Raw genomic sequence first — 15,078 nt, 5'->3', positions numbered from 1 at the left:
TGGTTTAGCTAAACAATAGCCTTCTTGCTACCCCACCGATCGTCGACCTATAAGACTGATTGCCTCAATCAAGTTACACCACGCGTTTCTCTTGCTCATTGAGCAATTGTGGGAACATATCGGCAAGATTGTCAGAAAGTTTACGTTTTTTTATCGCACGTGACGGTGGTTGGCACAAACTGCAAACAAACGTGCTGAGCGGTTGATGCGCATGCGCAATAAACGAGCCACCGCAGCAAGAGCATGGAGAAGACTCCAGCATCCCGCTATCCACAAAGCGAACCAATGTCCAAGCTCGTGTCAACGCCAAAACAGGCTGTTCACCTGGCATGACAGGGCATTGTTCAAGATAGAGTTTGTAGGCACGTATCACTGCCTCCACGCCACGACATAATTTACTGTTAATCATGAAGGCATAGACGTTATAGAACATCGAAGAATGAATATTCTGTTCCCACGTCATAAACCAATCAGTTGAAAACGGTAACATGCCTTTCGGCGGAGGACTGCCTCGCAGCTCTTTGTAGAGCCGAATAAGGCGACCGCGGCTCAATTGCGTTTCACTTTCTAACATCTGAAGGCGGGCCCCCAGAGAGATAAGCTCCATCGCTAGCTGAATGTCGCGTGCTTCCTGAATAATGCTTTTTTCACTCATTATCAGACTCTTTTGTGAGGGGGGCAGGCATCTGTTGGCGAGAGCTGCTTCAGCAAATGGCTGGAAAGCATAATTCCAGTATGTATCTGCTGGAGATCGTCAACACGAGACTCTTGCGTCAATTTTTGAATCGTTTCATGGTCGCTGAAACGGAACTGGCAAACCAACTGGTTAGTTTCAGCTAATTTAACCATCTGTGGCAGGGTTAAGAGAGCCAATGAATCTGCCATTTCATTGTTGATCCCCAGCCTGAACATCGCTGAAGCCTTCTCTTCGTGAATTAGACGCTGTGCTAATAACAAATATGACAAATTGATGTCATAAATATGCTTGAGTATTTCAGAGGTACTCATTACTCCCCCTGTAAAATTTGTTTGCCAACATAATGAAACGCACCATTAACCTGTAACGCTCTAGAGGAGCGAAAAAGTAATGGCGCCTGATAACTATCTACTCAAATGAAAGCCTGACCCTATCAGAGGTCACCCCCCTAAAAAGCGGGGAATTCAACCGTAATATCTTTGGAGGTTGTATCTTAGATGTACAATTTTTCAGACTTACAATATCTAGGAATTTTACAAGCAAATAAGAATATTCCTGATTCGTGGCAACTCTACCCCCGTTTAAGAGATATATACAACGAGCGCCTCAGGTTAATTTGAGAAAAACGTGACACAGATCACATAAAATCAGTAAATAAATATTACGAATGATTTAATAGTTCATTAATGCGTCAAAGATTGCGACCTCTTCATCGAGGCGCTAAGCGATTGAATCTCAAACACATCACATACAAAAAACACATAAAAAAAGCAGGTATTTCGAGTTAAAAATCCTTAAATCTTAAATTAAAAGCTTAAAACGCTACTTATATAGCTTTTGTAGATATTTAGCCCTACATCCATGTTGAAAGTATGTTTTCTATAAATAACCCATGTAAATTATGTTGCTGCTAGTATAGATTTTCACTGCCATTTACAGCATTAAAACGAAACATCATTTTATAATTTTAAGCTATCTTTTTCCCTATGTAGAATAACAGTGAATAATGTGAAATACGTCACGGTGTAATCGGTTTCATTGCAGACTAAAACCAACTTAATACCTTTCGATTTATGTTTTATTCGGCCTATTTTTGCCTCGTTAATACCTATAGACTCAATATTTATATGTAATTGCGTAATCTATTTTTGTTATTAAATACGCTATCCCTAGCTCTTTATGGCAATACCCTCCAACACGAATAACCATAAAGAGTTAGTGGTAATGCATGGCTCACGTATCAATACATTCCCTATATCCGTTTTTTTTTGCCCTCCTCGCCCACGATACTTCGCAGTCGCTGGATTAGACATAAGTGCTATTTTCCGATGAGGTAAAACTGGTTGTGATTTTCCCCACAGCTTGACTGTGGTCTATTCTTTATCATGGTTATATTGTCATAGGGAATGGAGGCAGATATGAGCTACAGGAGAGTACTCGTTGCCGTTGCTCAAGCACCGGACAGCATCAAACTCGTTGAAAAAGCCATCGCAATCGTTCGCCCCTATCAGGGTGAAATTACACTACTGACCTTGTGCAATGAGGCCGACCTTTGCTCCAGTTTTGCGGGGGCGATGCTGGGCTCCTTACGTGAGCTTATTCATGAAGAGGCCAATCTGTTTTTAGAGCAGCTACGTTCACAGGCAGACTATCCGATTAGCCGCACTATCGTTTGTAACGGCGAGTTGGCTGATGGCGTGATTTATGCTTGTAACGAGAGCCCAGTGGATTTAGTGATTTGTGGTAATCACTGTGAAGGGTTCCTAAAGCGCATTTTAAACTCGGCAACCCACATTATCGACAAAACGCATACGGATGTTTTAATCGTGCCGCTTTAAGGGCGATTCCTAATTTCTGCCTCGTTTGGATACTTATCCACCAGCAAGGCGAAGACATTAATGCCGTGAGGGTCATTTTTGGCTAATCTTGATCGGGTTATACACCATAAAGAAGCAGATCGACTCAGTCTGCTCACTGCAATGTCGTAGGAGAACACCCATGGATCAAGATTTACAAGATGCGGGTTACCGCCTGTATCACGGCAAAGAAATTGACGTCTATTTTAATCTCAGCATTTGCCAACATTCCGGCAACTGCGTCAGAGGAAATAGCAACCTATTTAAACTGAACCGTCAGCCTTGGATTATGCCTGATAACGTCGATGCCAAAACCGTGATGAGCGTTATCAATACCTGCCCCAGCGGCGCACTGAAATATCGTCAAAAATAGGGAGCTTACGGTGGAAATTCTTGAAGGTAACAACAATTTTTATGTGAATGATGCTCAAGGCAACTTGATTGCTGAGGTTGTTTTTGTGCCGACAGGCGAACATCTGGCCATTATCGACCACACCGACGTAGATGAGAGTTTGAAAGGCCAAGGCGTTGGTAAGCAATTAGTCGCCAAAGTGGTTGAGAAAATGCGTAAAGAAAATCGCAAAATTATTCCACTGTGTCCGTTTGCCAAGCATGAGTTTGACACCACGCCAGAATATCAAGATATCCGTGCCTGATTGTTTTTTGCTTTGGCGTCATGATAGGTCTTGAGCCGTTTACTCTCGGCGAGCACCAAATGCTCAAGACAGAAAAGGAATTCACATGCGTAGTTTTAAAAGTCATCTGTTTAAATATGCTATCAAGCGCCATTTTGCTCAGGCCGATCTAGACGATGTGGCCACTATGCGCAAACAAATGGATGAATTGGGAGAGCGACTCCCTCTCGCTCCAGGGACGCACCTTGAAAGCGTTGAGCCATCTGGCATTTATGCTGAATGGCTCACGCCATCCAATGCCCACTCGGATGCCGTGATTCTCTATTTGCACGGTGGCGCCTATCACATGGGATCATGTTCCAGCCACAGATCGATGGCGTCATTTATTGCAGATGCCGCTAAAATGCCTTTATTGTTGGCCGATTATCGCTTAGCGCCCGAATCGCCTTATCCCGCCGCGCTCAATGATGCAGAAACCGTTTATCGTTGGTTGTTGACCCAACCAAAAATTAATCCTAAACGCATTTTTGTGATGGGCGATTCCGCCGGTGGCGGATTGGCCTTGGCACTAACTCTGCGGATAAAATCAGATTCAGCGCTTCCTCTTCCCGCAGGCGTTGCCGTTTTAAGCCCTTGGGTCGATCTTTCGATGAGCGGTGAGTCGGTAAAAACACGCCTCACGCGCGATCCTTTTTTTGCACACCATCTCCATCAAGCTGAGCGCTGTGTAAACGCGTACAGTGGTACAGCTGCGTTGACCGATCCGGGCGTGTCTCCACTATTCGGCGATTTAGCTGCGTTTCCGCCGTTATTGATTCAGGTGGGAAGTGAAGAGATTCTGTATAGCGATGCCGAACGTTTTGCCCAAAAAGCTGCAAGCGCAGGTGCTGACGTGCATTTATCTCGTTGGCAGGGGATGTGGCATGTTTGGCAATATCTGGTGCCGCGCATGAAAGAGTCTCGATTGGCGATTGCCGAGATTGGTGATTTTTGCCGTAAACAGCTTAAATAAAAAAGGGAGTGGCTACTACGTATGCCAACTCCCTCAACAACGGCGGTCGTCTTCGGTGATTAAACGAATTTTTTCGCCTGATCCAATACCATGCCGCACACTTTAGTTTTAATTTTCGCCTTCATGTCGGTCGTCAGAGAACCTAAGTTGTTCAGATCAACGTCATCTTTACCCTGCAGATCCAAAATTCCGTTCAAACCATTCTGGTAAGATTGGCTTTCAGTTTGCGTACCCAATTTGTTCAGCAGAGAATCTTTAACAGACTCAATCTTTTGATTACCCGCTGCCAGCACGTTGTTCTGCACGCAGTAGCTCAGCACGCCACCAATGTTTGCACTGCTGGTAGATTGTAATGCCTGCGAGTTCCCGCCCATCAATGAACCCAACGCGCCGCCCAGCAACGATGTGCTGTTTGCGCCAGTAGAAGTATTCGCACTGCTAGACGAAAGCTGTTCGCTTGCGCTTTTCAGTGAGCCCATGAGATCTGCATGAGCTGCGTTCATACCCATAACACCGGCTAAAATCAGGGCCGCACGGCTCAGTTGTTTTAATTTTTGGTTCATATTTAACCTCATTCTCTTAGTGAGACGGATAATAGGATTGCCTCTGAGAGAGATCAATATTTGTTTAATATAATCCATCTATTAAAGAATAATCTGTATCTATGGTTCATTATCAGTACAATGCACCAGAGAATTCTCACTAATCCTCATTTTCATTTTCTGGTGGTATCGCAGAAAACCGTCATGTTCAGGCCTGGAGCGCCTATGCGATAAGAGATGGAGTATTTTTAAGCATCATATTTTCAATTGTTACATTTATTTCAATGATAATTGAAGTGCGAATAAATGTTTCATTTTCCTGCCTTTCCATCCAGTCTCTTTTATAGTTAGCGCATTCCAGCTTCTCGCTTTTAATATTTTGTTTTCTACTGGCAGAACTATGCGCAAAAAAAGCCCATCGAATTCACGTGGCAATTATTTTCAAGGACGATTTGTTCTCATCTGTTTTGGTATCGTCGTTTTTCTTGTTCTTCTGCTTGGCAGAGTGGGCTATCTGCAGTTGATGAACCATCCCCTGCTGGAAAAAGAAGCCGACCAGCGTTCGCTGCGCTCGCTTATTACTCAGCCACTGCGTGGCACGATAACCGACCGTGAAGGCCAACCGCTGGCCGTTAGCGTGGCATCAAACGATATTATTGCCGATCCTATCCACGTGCTTGAACGCGATCCCAACCTCACCAGTGCACAATGGCCTTATCTCAGCACAGCCCTTTCTATGCCAGAAAATGACATTAAAGCGAAGATATTAGAAAACGCCCACAAGCATTTCCTCTATCTTGGCCGTCAGGTTGAATCAAATATTGCTGAATATGTGAATAAACTGCACATCTACGGCATTACGACCCCAGCAGATTCTAGCCGTTATTACCCGATGAGCGACGCCGCCTCTAACCTGATTGGTATCGTCGGAATGGATCAACAAGGGCTGGATGGCATCGAAAGCGGATTCAATAACCTGCTGCAAGGTAAGCCTGGGCATCGTGTGTATCGCAAAGATCGCTACGGCAACGTGGTGAGCCTGATGGAAGACGATCCTGCTCAGCAGGCACCCACGCTCAGCTTGAGTATCGACCGCTATTTGCAGTACGCGCTTTATTCTCATCTGCGCGAAGGCGTGCTGCTCAATAAAGCCGATTCTGGTGCAGCGGTACTGGTGGACGTGAACACCGGTGAAATTTTGGGCATGGCGAGCTATCCCTCCTACAACCCAAATAACTATCAGGGCGTACCGCAGAAAGATATGCGCAACGTGGCGATCTCTGACAGTTTCGAACCAGGTTCAACGGTAAAACCTCTGGTGGTCATGGCGGGCTTAGAACGTCATTTGATCCGTCCTGATTCGGTTATCGACACAACGCCTTATCCCGTTAATGGGCACTTGATTAAAGACGTGGGTCACTGGTCACGCTTAACCATTACCGGCATCTTGCAAAAATCGAGCGACATCGGCGTGTCACATATTGCGCTGGCGATGCCGTCTGACGTACTAGTGAATCTCTATCATAGCTTCGGCTTAGGGGTATCCACCGGTCTGGGCATCGGCGGCGAAAGCAGCGGCTATTTCCCGTTACACCGCGAACGCTGGTCTGATATTGAACGCGCAACCTTCTCCTTTGGCTATGGCCTGCGCGTCACGCCGCTGCAGATGGCGCGTGAATATGCCACCATCGGTTCTTTCGGCGTTTTCCGTCCGGTATCTATCACTAAAGTCACCCCGCCGGTATTAGGTACACGGGTCATGGATGAAAAAACCGTGCGCACCGTCGTTCATATGATGGAAAGTGATGCTCTACCCGGCGGTAGCGGCGTAACTGCCGCCGTTCCGGGCTATCGTCTTGCGATAAAAACCGGTACCGCCGAGAAAATGGGCGACACGGGTAAATACGACGGCGGCTACGTCAACTATACGGCTGGCGTCGCACCCGCCAGCGATCCTCGCGTTGCATTGGTGGTGATGGTCAACCACCCGAATGCAGGCAAACACTTCGGCGGTTCAGTAGCAGGTCCGGTGTTCGGTCAGATCATGGGCGACGTTTTGCGCCACATGAATATTCCTCCTGATGCCTTAACAGACCAGCAGGCCATCAATTTAAATAACCAAACACTGACACATAATACACAAAGCACCAACATCATTCACAAAGGCGCTTAGCGCAGCTCACACCGGATGACATCAACCGCGTTGGTGTCATCCGGTGAGGGTGGTTTTTTGTTCTGTTAACCCTCTGAGCACTCAAACTTTTCACTGCAAACCCCGACAAAATTTCTGCAATTCGCTGTACTATAAAATTTGCCTCCTAAATCACACTAAGAACCCGCAGTTTCTGTTGCTATTCGAGCTCGCTCGGCATATCTTCTTGCAGCTTTGTGTCTCGACGTTAGGCATAGCGCAAAAAGTAAAATGGAAACTCCCCCATGACACACCAGAGACAATGATGACAGTGACCGTCAACATGCGAGTGGAGATGTATCCCGCGGTTAACTTTGGTGCCCTGCACCCTTTCAGATAATAAAAATGAACTTTACATCAAATCCTTTTGAGCCAAAAAATAAGGCTCGTGAACTACTGAGCCCTTATACCCTGCTCTATTTTGTTCTCGCCGCGCTGATTAATCTGGGCTTAGGCTACGAATTTAGCGCTATTTACGCCGTTGGTCTCGGCTGTTTCTTCTTACTGCTCGGCAGCTACTTACCACGTCTGCAAAAAGCAGTGCTGTTTGTCTGCACCTTAACCGCAGCATTTTACTATCCGTTTGGCCGCGTTTTCGGCCCGCCAAACTTCAACTCGATCCTCTCGCTTTACTCAACTAACCCAGAAGAAGCCGGTGAGATGATGCAGATTTTTCCCTATTGGGACTATTTGATCGCCGTCTTTATCCTGATCCTCGGCATTTTTATTTTGCGTAGAAAGACAGTGCAAATACGCCGTTGGACAATGGCTAAATCTTTGTTCTTATTTGCTTTCGTAGGTGCTTTACTGTTAGCGCCAGTGACAAACCTGCGAGCCGGTGGCGAATTCAAATTAAGCGATACCGGCTATCCGGTGGTGCGTTTTGTCGAAGACGTATCGCACGGGAAGAAAGAAGTTGAAGCCGAGATGGCGCGCATGAAAGAGCTATCTTCTGTGCCAGCCACTTGGCATGTAGACAGCGTTAAAGCCAATCGCCAAGTCTATGTGCTCGTCATTGGCGAAAGCGCCCGCCGTGATGCCCACGGCAGTTTTGGCGGTAAATGGGCCAATACGCCGTTCGAGAGCCAAGTTCCGGGCGTATTCTTCAACGATTATCTTTCTGCGGCACCTTCTACGCAGAAATCACTCGGCCAAACGCTGAATCTAGTTCGTGACGGAAAACCTGAGTACCAAAACAGTATTATTACGTTGGCCAAATCTGCGGGCTTTCATACCTATTGGTTTTCTAATCAGGGGCAAATTGGGCGCTATGACACCGTGGTGGCTAGCGTTGCCAAGCGCGCAGACGATGTACGCTTCTTGAAGAAAGGTGATTTTGAAGACGGTAAAGCCACGTCTGATTTCGATCTACTGCGCTTTACCGATGATGCTTTGCAGGCAACTACCGAAGGGCCAAAACTGGTGGTATATCACCTGATCGGTTCACATCCTAAGGCTTGCGATCGTACCGGTGACCGCTATGAGACCTTTGTTCATTCAAAAGAGACCTCATGCTATCTCTACAGCATTACGCAAACAGACAGTTTTCTCAGCCAGCTGTATAACCAGCTGAAAAGTAGCGGACAAAACTTCTCGATGATCTATTTCTCTGATCATGGCTTAGCATTCCACGAGAAAGGCACCAGTAATGAGTTCCTATCTCACGATGATAAATACCAACAAAACTATCAGGTACCGTTAATGATGCTATCTTCTGATGACACGCGTCGTCGGGCGATAAAAGCACGCCGCTCAGCAGAAGACTTTTTGGTGCTGTTCTCTGAATGGACCGGAATTAAAAGCCAAGAAATTGCGGCTAAATATCAGTTTATTTCCAACCAAAAACGCCCTTCGCCAACGGTAATGAATTTTGCATTAAAGCAGGTGCCTTACAGCTCTTTGGGAAACGATCCTTTTACACCTAAAGCGACACCGGCGACCATGCATAAATAATTCGCCAATCCGGATTTAATCAGCCCTACATTGCAACTGTGCTGTGGGGCTTTTTTATATCATCTTATTTTTCGCTAACGCTTACCTATTATAGTTATTTACCGCCCCCACTATTTCCTCATTATATAGAGATATTCCCCCCCATTTTCCTGAGCAAATAGTTATATTATTTCAGTTGCATAACAATATTACTGTCACTCAGACAACACGAAATGTAGCGCTACTTTTACAGCGCCCCAAATTTAACCCAGAAAATTCCTATTGAGAATTATTTCTTACACCACTTCAGATAAGTTAAACTAGTGCAAGGAGTGTCGTACTTCGCTCAGCAAATATTGCCTACCAAAAAAATAACATTCTGTTTTATATGAATTATTTTTTTAAGGTAACGCTACCTAAATTGGGCGATGCAAAACAGGAAGCAAGACGCTCACTTAAAACTATAATGTTAAAATAAAGTCATTAAGCATTGATATATTGTAAACACATTGCGTTATTGGAGTAATGATATGTTTTTGAAGTTAGCCCCTAAGCGACTTCATACACCGCTTCTCATTTTATTCACTCTGGCGGTGTTTATTTTTGCGGGCAGTTATCGCAGTGAAAGTGCGCCTGTGAATTTTTACTTTATGCCGGTATTTTTGGCCGTGTGTGTGCTGTGCGATATTATTATTACCACCATTGCCTTTAGCCACTCGCGTGCTTTCAATAACCGACAAACCTACGCAATTGGTGGCGCATATTTAGCTTCCGCAATATTAGCAGCCTTTATTATTGCGGATTATCCGACGGCATTAGCCGTGGGCGCTACGTTTAATTATGACAGCAACTCGATTTGGTTATGGTTTTTGTTAGAAATTAGCGCTCCAATTTGCGCAGCGATTCTTATCTCATTGCCTCAATCACTCAGTCTTAGACGCACCGTTGCCTTTGTATTATTAGGCTGTCTACTCGCCTCGTTTATTGGGCCATTAATCTCTCGGTTTATTCCATTGCTCACCGAGACGTGCAATCACTATCACTGTGAACTCACGATTAGATCAGGGTTAGTTTATATCTCTGGTTTGGTGAATTTTCTCTGCCTGACCTTTTTGTGGTTTAAATTAAAAAACAAAGGACTCATTGAACAATGTTTTCTTTTCACATTGTTCCTGTTGGTTCTGGATGACGCCTTCAGCCTATCGTGGCAGGCCCGCTATACCGTCGGTTGGTATACGTGGAAGATCATGATTATGCTATTAAAGCTGGCTATGTTAATGATTGTGTTGCTGCGCATGATGGACGACTACAAGCTCATTGATGAGAATAATCGCCGTCATTATCGTCAGTCCATCACCGACGATCTTACAGGGTTACATAACCGCCGTTATTTCGCACAAAACACACCCGCGCTTTGGGAAGAAAATAAAGCCTCCGGACAGCATATTGGGCTAATCATGCTGGATGTCGATAAATTCAAAAAATATAACGATCACTACGGACATTTAGCCGGCGATCGTTGCTTGGCCAAAATTGGGCATGCACTGGATCTTTCAGGCAATCGTGATGGGAATCTGGTGGCACGCATGGGTGGCGAAGAGTTTGCTATGTTTATTCCGTCAACGGACAAACAGCAATTAGCGCAGGTTTGCGAACGGATTCGTTTAGCCATTGCGGAATTAAAGATCCCCCATGTTGGAAACCCTGAAGGGGATCACTACGTCAGCATGAGCATTGGGGCAGTCTTGGTTGATCCCAGCCAAACCAACCTCGACATCAGCGGCACCATAAATCTTGCTGATAAAATGCTTTATCTGGCCAAAAAGCAGGGGCGCAATCAGTCAAAAACCATCAGCGAAGGCGAGTTCACGCCACAAATGAGCGAACAGCTTTAACCTGCGCTTAGAGATCCTCAAGTGGTACCTGTTTTAGTGCTTCGACCTTCATCAAAAAATGATATAGCGGCGCCAGCTTAGTCAGTTTTTTTGCCAGCATAGTGGCCAGTTCAGGCGTGAAAAGCTGCTCGACTTGATTATCTGTTGCCATCACCGCAAACGTTTTACGGTTGTACCAATCAGCAATTTCAGGGTCTTGGTCTTTTATTAAAGGCCGCTTATAGCTATCACCCACCAGCTCAAAGGGCGCCTTACAGCAGGCTCGTGCTGCGGCAAATTCCTCAGGTTGGCGCAGTGCCAAATGACGAAAACGATCCATCGTTCCCCTCGACGCCGAGTAATAGCCCAAACCGTAACGCAGCATATCGGGGCTTATTTCAAAGAAAAATACCGGTGCATCGGTCCACTCTTTAGAATGGCGCTTAAACGTCAGCCACATACGGCTGCGGTAGCGAGATTTGTCATGTGAAAAGCGGGTATCGCGATGGATGCGAGATAGCGTTTTGCCAATCGCCGGACGTGTTTCAAACAGCGGATCGATCTTTAGCATGGGTTTCGCAAGTTCATCAACTAAAGCGCGAAACGGGGTCAGAATATGTTGATCGTAGATCGGGCGGTGTTCTTCAAACCAGTCCTTGCTATTCTCAATACGTACCTGCTGTAAAAAGTTTAATCCCTGCTGGGTAAAACCGGTAAATTTTGTCTCTTTCACACCCTATTCCCTGCTTATATTTCCACAGGCATTTCGCCTGTGAAAATGGCCTATCAATAACAGCCGTTATAGAATTAAGACTTCATCGCTGCAATGATTTTTTCGCTATCAGATACTCGCGAAATCCGCGGGAAAATGTACTTAAAGCTGTGTTGGTGCTGAATATCATCAAAAGCGCTACAGGCATCTTCGGCTATCACCAAAGCATAACCATGCTCCCACGCACTTCTAGCGGTAGATTCTACGCCAATATTTGTGGAAATCCCTGCCAAGACAATATTACGAATACCACGGCGGCGAAGCTGGAGATCCAGATCGGTACCGTAAAATGCGCCCCATTGATGCTTGATCACTTCAATGTCTTCCGGCTGCGCATTCAGCGCTTCAGGGAAATTCCACCAATTCTCTGGCAGCGCATGGGCTGGCGACGGAGCATCAACTGGCTGCTTAAGCGCTTCGTCAAATGACTCATTCCAACCAACACGCACCAAAATCACCGGCGCATTCAGTTCACGAAAACGTTCCGCTAGCCGCGCCGAGCGTGCCACTACGTCGCTGGCTGAATGGGGGCCGCCAGCAAAGGGTAAAATGCCCTCTTGCAGATCGATAAGCACCAGCGCGGTTTCAGCGGCATTCAATGTCAGCATACAAACTCCCGTTATCATTTGAATAAATTATCACGCTAAATTTGATTCTACGTACGGCTCTAGTTTAGGCGCAAGGCGATACTCAAGGTGTAAATAAAACCTCACCCTCGGCGAGAAAGTGTTAGTAAATGTGATAAAAACGCGTTGATTCAATGAATTGAAAATAAAACGTCATTTCTTTTTACTTTTTTTGTGTAACCGGCAAGCCGTTACAAGTGATATTATTACAGCGCAACTCTTTTCGTTTAGCCCTCTCCCCGCATATTGAGACGTCATGGAATCTTGGAAAATAAACCTCATTTCGGTGTGGTTTGGCTGCTTTTTTACTGGCTTAGCGATGAGCCAAATCCTGCCATTCCTACCGCTGTACGTTGAACAGCTAGGGGTTCACAATCACGAATCACTCAGCCTGTGGTCGGGTTTGGTCTTTAGCGCCACCTTTATGGTTTCAGCACTCGTTGCGCCGCTATGGGGAAGTTTAGCCGACCGCAAGGGGCGCAAACTCATGTTGCTGCGTGCTTCATTGGGGATGGGCGTGGTGATTGCATTACAAGGCTTAGCGACCAACGTTTGGCAGCTGTTTGCACTGCGTGCGCTGATGGGGCTAACTTCTGGCTATATTCCTAATGCCATGGCGCTGGTCGCCTCTCAGGTGCCTCGGGAAAAAAGCGGTTGGGCGTTAGGTACTCTATCGACGGGGCAAATATGCGGGGTGATTGCCGGCCCGCTATTAGGCGGTCTGATGGCCGACCATCTGGGGCTACGCACGGTATTCTTCTCCACGGCGACCATGATGTTCGTCAGCTTTTTCGTTACGCTGTTCTTAATCAAAGAACGCCGTGTGGTGGTGCGTAAAGAAGATCAGCTCAGCGGGAAAGAGGTTTTTCGCTCTCTGCCCTATCCAACGCTTATCATCGCCCTGTTTGTTACCACGCTGATGATCCAATTAGCGAACGCCTCGATCAGTCCCATCCTAACGTTATTTATCCGCCAACTCGCCGCGGATACCAATAATATCGCCTTTGTCAGTGGGATGATCGCCGCCGTGCCAGGCATTGCTGCGCTGGTATCCGCGCCACGATTAGGCGGATTGGGCGACAGAATCGGTACCGGGCGTATTTTGATTTTTGCGCTGGGATTCACGGTGGTGCTCTTCGCCATGATGGCTTGGGTAAGATCGCCGCTACAGCTTGGGATGCTGCGCTTTATGCTGGGCTTTGCCGATGGAGCCTTAATGCCAGCGGTGCAAACCTTGTTGCTGAAGTACTCCAGCGATCGCGTGACGGGGCGAATTTTCGGCTATAACCAATCGTTCATGTACTTAGGCAACGTGATCGGCCCAATGCTTGGCTCCAGCGTTTCAGCGGTACTGGGCTTCCGCTGGGTTTTTGTCTTTACCGCGGTACTGGTGCTAATCAACATGCTGCAAATTCGTCACGCATTCAAAAAAATACGTTGAATACTGACGACTCCGCACAACGATGACGGCAACATCATGTTGCCGTCATCGTTGCTGTTGCTTAATTCTCTACCGGTACCGGCTTCTTATATTTCAAACATACCGCGCTTAACATAAAGACTACGATCGTTGGAATAATCCACGCCATGCCTTCTTTATAGAACGGTAGGTTTCCGGCTACCCACGGCAGATCTTCAGCGGGAACCACGCTTTGTAAAATCCCGATGATGAACGCGACCAGCGTTGCAGGCATGCACAGGGCGACAGAATGCTCTCCCGGTTTAGCCAGTGCGCCATAGATCACCAGCACAATGAATGGCGGGTAGACCGACGTTAACGCTGGCAGCGAGAAGTGAATAATCTCGGTCAGCCCAAGATTGGACAGCAACATGGAAATGGCGGCCAAAATCACCACAAACATCTTGTAGGATTTCCCCGTTATCTGACTGAAATAGGAAGCACAGGCGCTGGTTAAACCAATCGCCGTCACCAAGCAGGCAACGGTAATGATAAAGGCCAAAAATACGCTGCCTTGATAGCCAAACCCATTCACAATGAAAGCATGTAACACATCAGCGCCGTTAGTGGCTGAACGCGCCAGCGGCAAACTGTAGGCGCCTAAATAAAACAGGCTGATGTAAACATAGGTCAGCCCTACCGCGGCAATCAACCCCGTGATCACCATGTAACGTGTGATCCGCTGCGATGAATCAACGCCATGTGACTTAATGGCATTCACGATAATAATACTAAACACCAGTGCAGCCAGCGTATCCATGGTGAGATAGCCGTTAATCATGCCGCTAGAGAGCGGATTTTCAACATATTCAGGAAACGTGAAAAGCTCATTTCCTGCCGGACGCCAAAACGCATACAGTCCCAAAGCGCCGAGCGAAGCTACTTTGATTGGTGAGAGGAACTTGCCCACGATATCAATCAGCTTTAGCGGGTTCAGCGAGCAAAGAACCACGGCAATAAAGAACAATAGGCTAAATGCGCTGAGCGGCACATGGCCTGAAAACAGCGGATTAATGCCGATTTCATAAGAAACTGTGGCGGTACGCGGCGCGCCAAACAGCGGGCCAAGCGCCATATAACAGATCAGTGAAAGAAGCAGACCAAACAGCTTGCCCGCAGGCCTAGTTAATTCAACCAATGAGCCGTTGTTACGTGCCATCGCAATTAATGCCAACACCGGTAAACCCACGCCGGTAATTAAAAATCCACCAGTGGCATACCAAAAATTTTCACCGGCTCGCAGGCCAATAAAGGGAGGAAAGATGATGTTGCCCGCGCCAACAAAGAGCGCAAAAGTCATAAATCCAAGTGTAATAGTTTGTCTAACATTCATAGGTTATAAGCCGCTTCGTGTCTGGGTGTTCTCTGAGCAAAACCTTACCGACCACGCGGCGTGCGCACTCATCTAAAGTAATCAGAAATGATACAAGCCGAAATATCAGCCTGAGATATACATAATTTATCACATCGCTGCCCGATGAT

At 46.6% G+C, this 15,078-nt stretch carries 14 protein-coding genes; 8 read left to right on the top strand and 6 right to left on the bottom strand.

Annotated features, from left to right (window positions below):
• Window positions 1–73 precede the first annotated feature (73 nt).
• Window positions 74–655, bottom strand: a complete 582-nt coding sequence (gene flhC, locus CPY98_RS08295) for a flagellar transcriptional regulator FlhC (RefSeq protein WP_025801693.1) — start codon at window positions 653–655, stop codon at window positions 74–76.
• 2 nt (window positions 656–657) lie between these two features.
• Entirely contained in the window at window positions 658–1,008 is a 351-nt protein-coding gene (flhD, locus tag CPY98_RS08290; protein ID WP_025801692.1) for a flagellar transcriptional regulator FlhD, read from the bottom strand.
• 1,107 nt (window positions 1,009–2,115) lie between these two features.
• Here flhD and CPY98_RS08285 point away from each other — a divergent pair.
• The 4 genes from CPY98_RS08285 to CPY98_RS08270 all read left to right on the top strand — a co-directional run bounded on the left by CPY98_RS08285 (window position 2,116) and on the right by CPY98_RS08270 (window position 4,200).
• A complete protein-coding gene (locus CPY98_RS08285) occupies window positions 2,116–2,535 on the top strand; it encodes a universal stress protein (protein ID WP_096387277.1) in 420 nt (139 codons plus the stop codon).
• A 160-nt stretch (window positions 2,536–2,695) separates the two neighbouring features.
• On the top strand, window positions 2,696–2,926 hold the full coding sequence (locus CPY98_RS08280; protein WP_046360852.1) for a (4Fe-4S)-binding protein: 231 nt from the start codon (window positions 2,696–2,698) through the stop codon (window positions 2,924–2,926).
• A gap of 10 nt (window positions 2,927–2,936) precedes the next feature.
• A complete protein-coding gene (locus tag CPY98_RS08275; RefSeq protein ID WP_025801688.1) occupies window positions 2,937–3,209 on the top strand; it encodes a GNAT family N-acetyltransferase in 273 nt (90 codons plus the stop codon).
• 85 nt (window positions 3,210–3,294) lie between these two features.
• Window positions 3,295–4,200: an alpha/beta hydrolase gene (locus CPY98_RS08270; RefSeq protein ID WP_096387274.1), complete on the top strand. Its 906-nt coding sequence runs from the start codon at window positions 3,295–3,297 to the stop codon at window positions 4,198–4,200.
• Window positions 4,201–4,259: 59 nt separating this feature from the next.
• On the opposite strand, the gene CPY98_RS08265 is transcribed toward CPY98_RS08270, so the two are convergent.
• Complete coding sequence (locus tag CPY98_RS08265) at window positions 4,260–4,763, bottom strand: DUF2501 domain-containing protein (RefSeq protein WP_072008163.1); 504 nt, start codon at window positions 4,761–4,763, stop codon at window positions 4,260–4,262.
• Window positions 4,764–5,142: 379 nt separating this feature from the next.
• Between CPY98_RS08265 and ftsI the strand changes: the two genes are divergently transcribed.
• From ftsI to CPY98_RS08250, 3 genes are all read left to right on the top strand, one after another.
• Window positions 5,143–6,915 carry a peptidoglycan glycosyltransferase FtsI gene (gene ftsI, locus CPY98_RS08260; RefSeq protein WP_096387271.1) on the top strand — a complete coding sequence of 591 codons (1,773 nt, stop codon included), beginning with the start codon at window positions 5,143–5,145 and terminating at the stop codon, window positions 6,913–6,915.
• Between the two features lie 363 nt (window positions 6,916–7,278).
• Window positions 7,279–8,886, top strand: coding sequence for a phosphoethanolamine transferase (locus CPY98_RS08255; RefSeq protein ID WP_096387268.1), 1,608 nt, complete (start codon window positions 7,279–7,281; stop codon window positions 8,884–8,886).
• 509 nt (window positions 8,887–9,395) lie between these two features.
• Window positions 9,396–10,760: a GGDEF domain-containing protein gene (locus CPY98_RS08250; RefSeq protein ID WP_051874123.1), complete on the top strand. Its 1,365-nt coding sequence runs from the start codon at window positions 9,396–9,398 to the stop codon at window positions 10,758–10,760.
• A gap of 7 nt (window positions 10,761–10,767) precedes the next feature.
• On the opposite strand, the gene CPY98_RS08245 is transcribed toward CPY98_RS08250, so the two are convergent.
• Both CPY98_RS08245 and CPY98_RS08240 read right to left on the bottom strand, forming a co-directional pair.
• The gene (locus CPY98_RS08245; protein WP_096387264.1) at window positions 10,768–11,472 is read right to left on the bottom strand and encodes a DUF2461 domain-containing protein; all 705 of its coding nucleotides are present in this window, start codon (window positions 11,470–11,472) and stop codon (window positions 10,768–10,770) included.
• A gap of 74 nt (window positions 11,473–11,546) precedes the next feature.
• Complete coding sequence (locus tag CPY98_RS08240) at window positions 11,547–12,119, bottom strand: hydrolase (protein ID WP_043492756.1); 573 nt, start codon at window positions 12,117–12,119, stop codon at window positions 11,547–11,549.
• Between the two features lie 274 nt (window positions 12,120–12,393).
• Between CPY98_RS08240 and CPY98_RS08235 the strand changes: the two genes are divergently transcribed.
• Entirely contained in the window at window positions 12,394–13,578 is a 1,185-nt protein-coding gene (locus tag CPY98_RS08235) for a multidrug efflux MFS transporter (protein WP_096387261.1), read from the top strand.
• A 61-nt stretch (window positions 13,579–13,639) separates the two neighbouring features.
• Here the strand turns inward: CPY98_RS08235 and brnQ are convergent, their stop codons facing one another.
• Window positions 13,640–14,929 carry a branched-chain amino acid transport system II carrier protein gene (gene brnQ / locus CPY98_RS08230; RefSeq protein WP_046360857.1) on the bottom strand — a complete coding sequence of 430 codons (1,290 nt, stop codon included), beginning with the start codon at window positions 14,927–14,929 and terminating at the stop codon, window positions 13,640–13,642.
• Window positions 14,930–15,078 lie beyond the last annotated feature (149 nt).

The sequence above is a fragment of the Hafnia sp. CBA7124 genome, assembly GCF_002355555.1.
Taxonomy (GTDB): domain Bacteria; phylum Pseudomonadota; class Gammaproteobacteria; order Enterobacterales; family Enterobacteriaceae; genus Hafnia; species Hafnia alvei.
The sequence above is the reverse complement of the archived record's forward strand: the minus strand, read 5'-3'. Positions and strand labels throughout refer to the sequence as shown.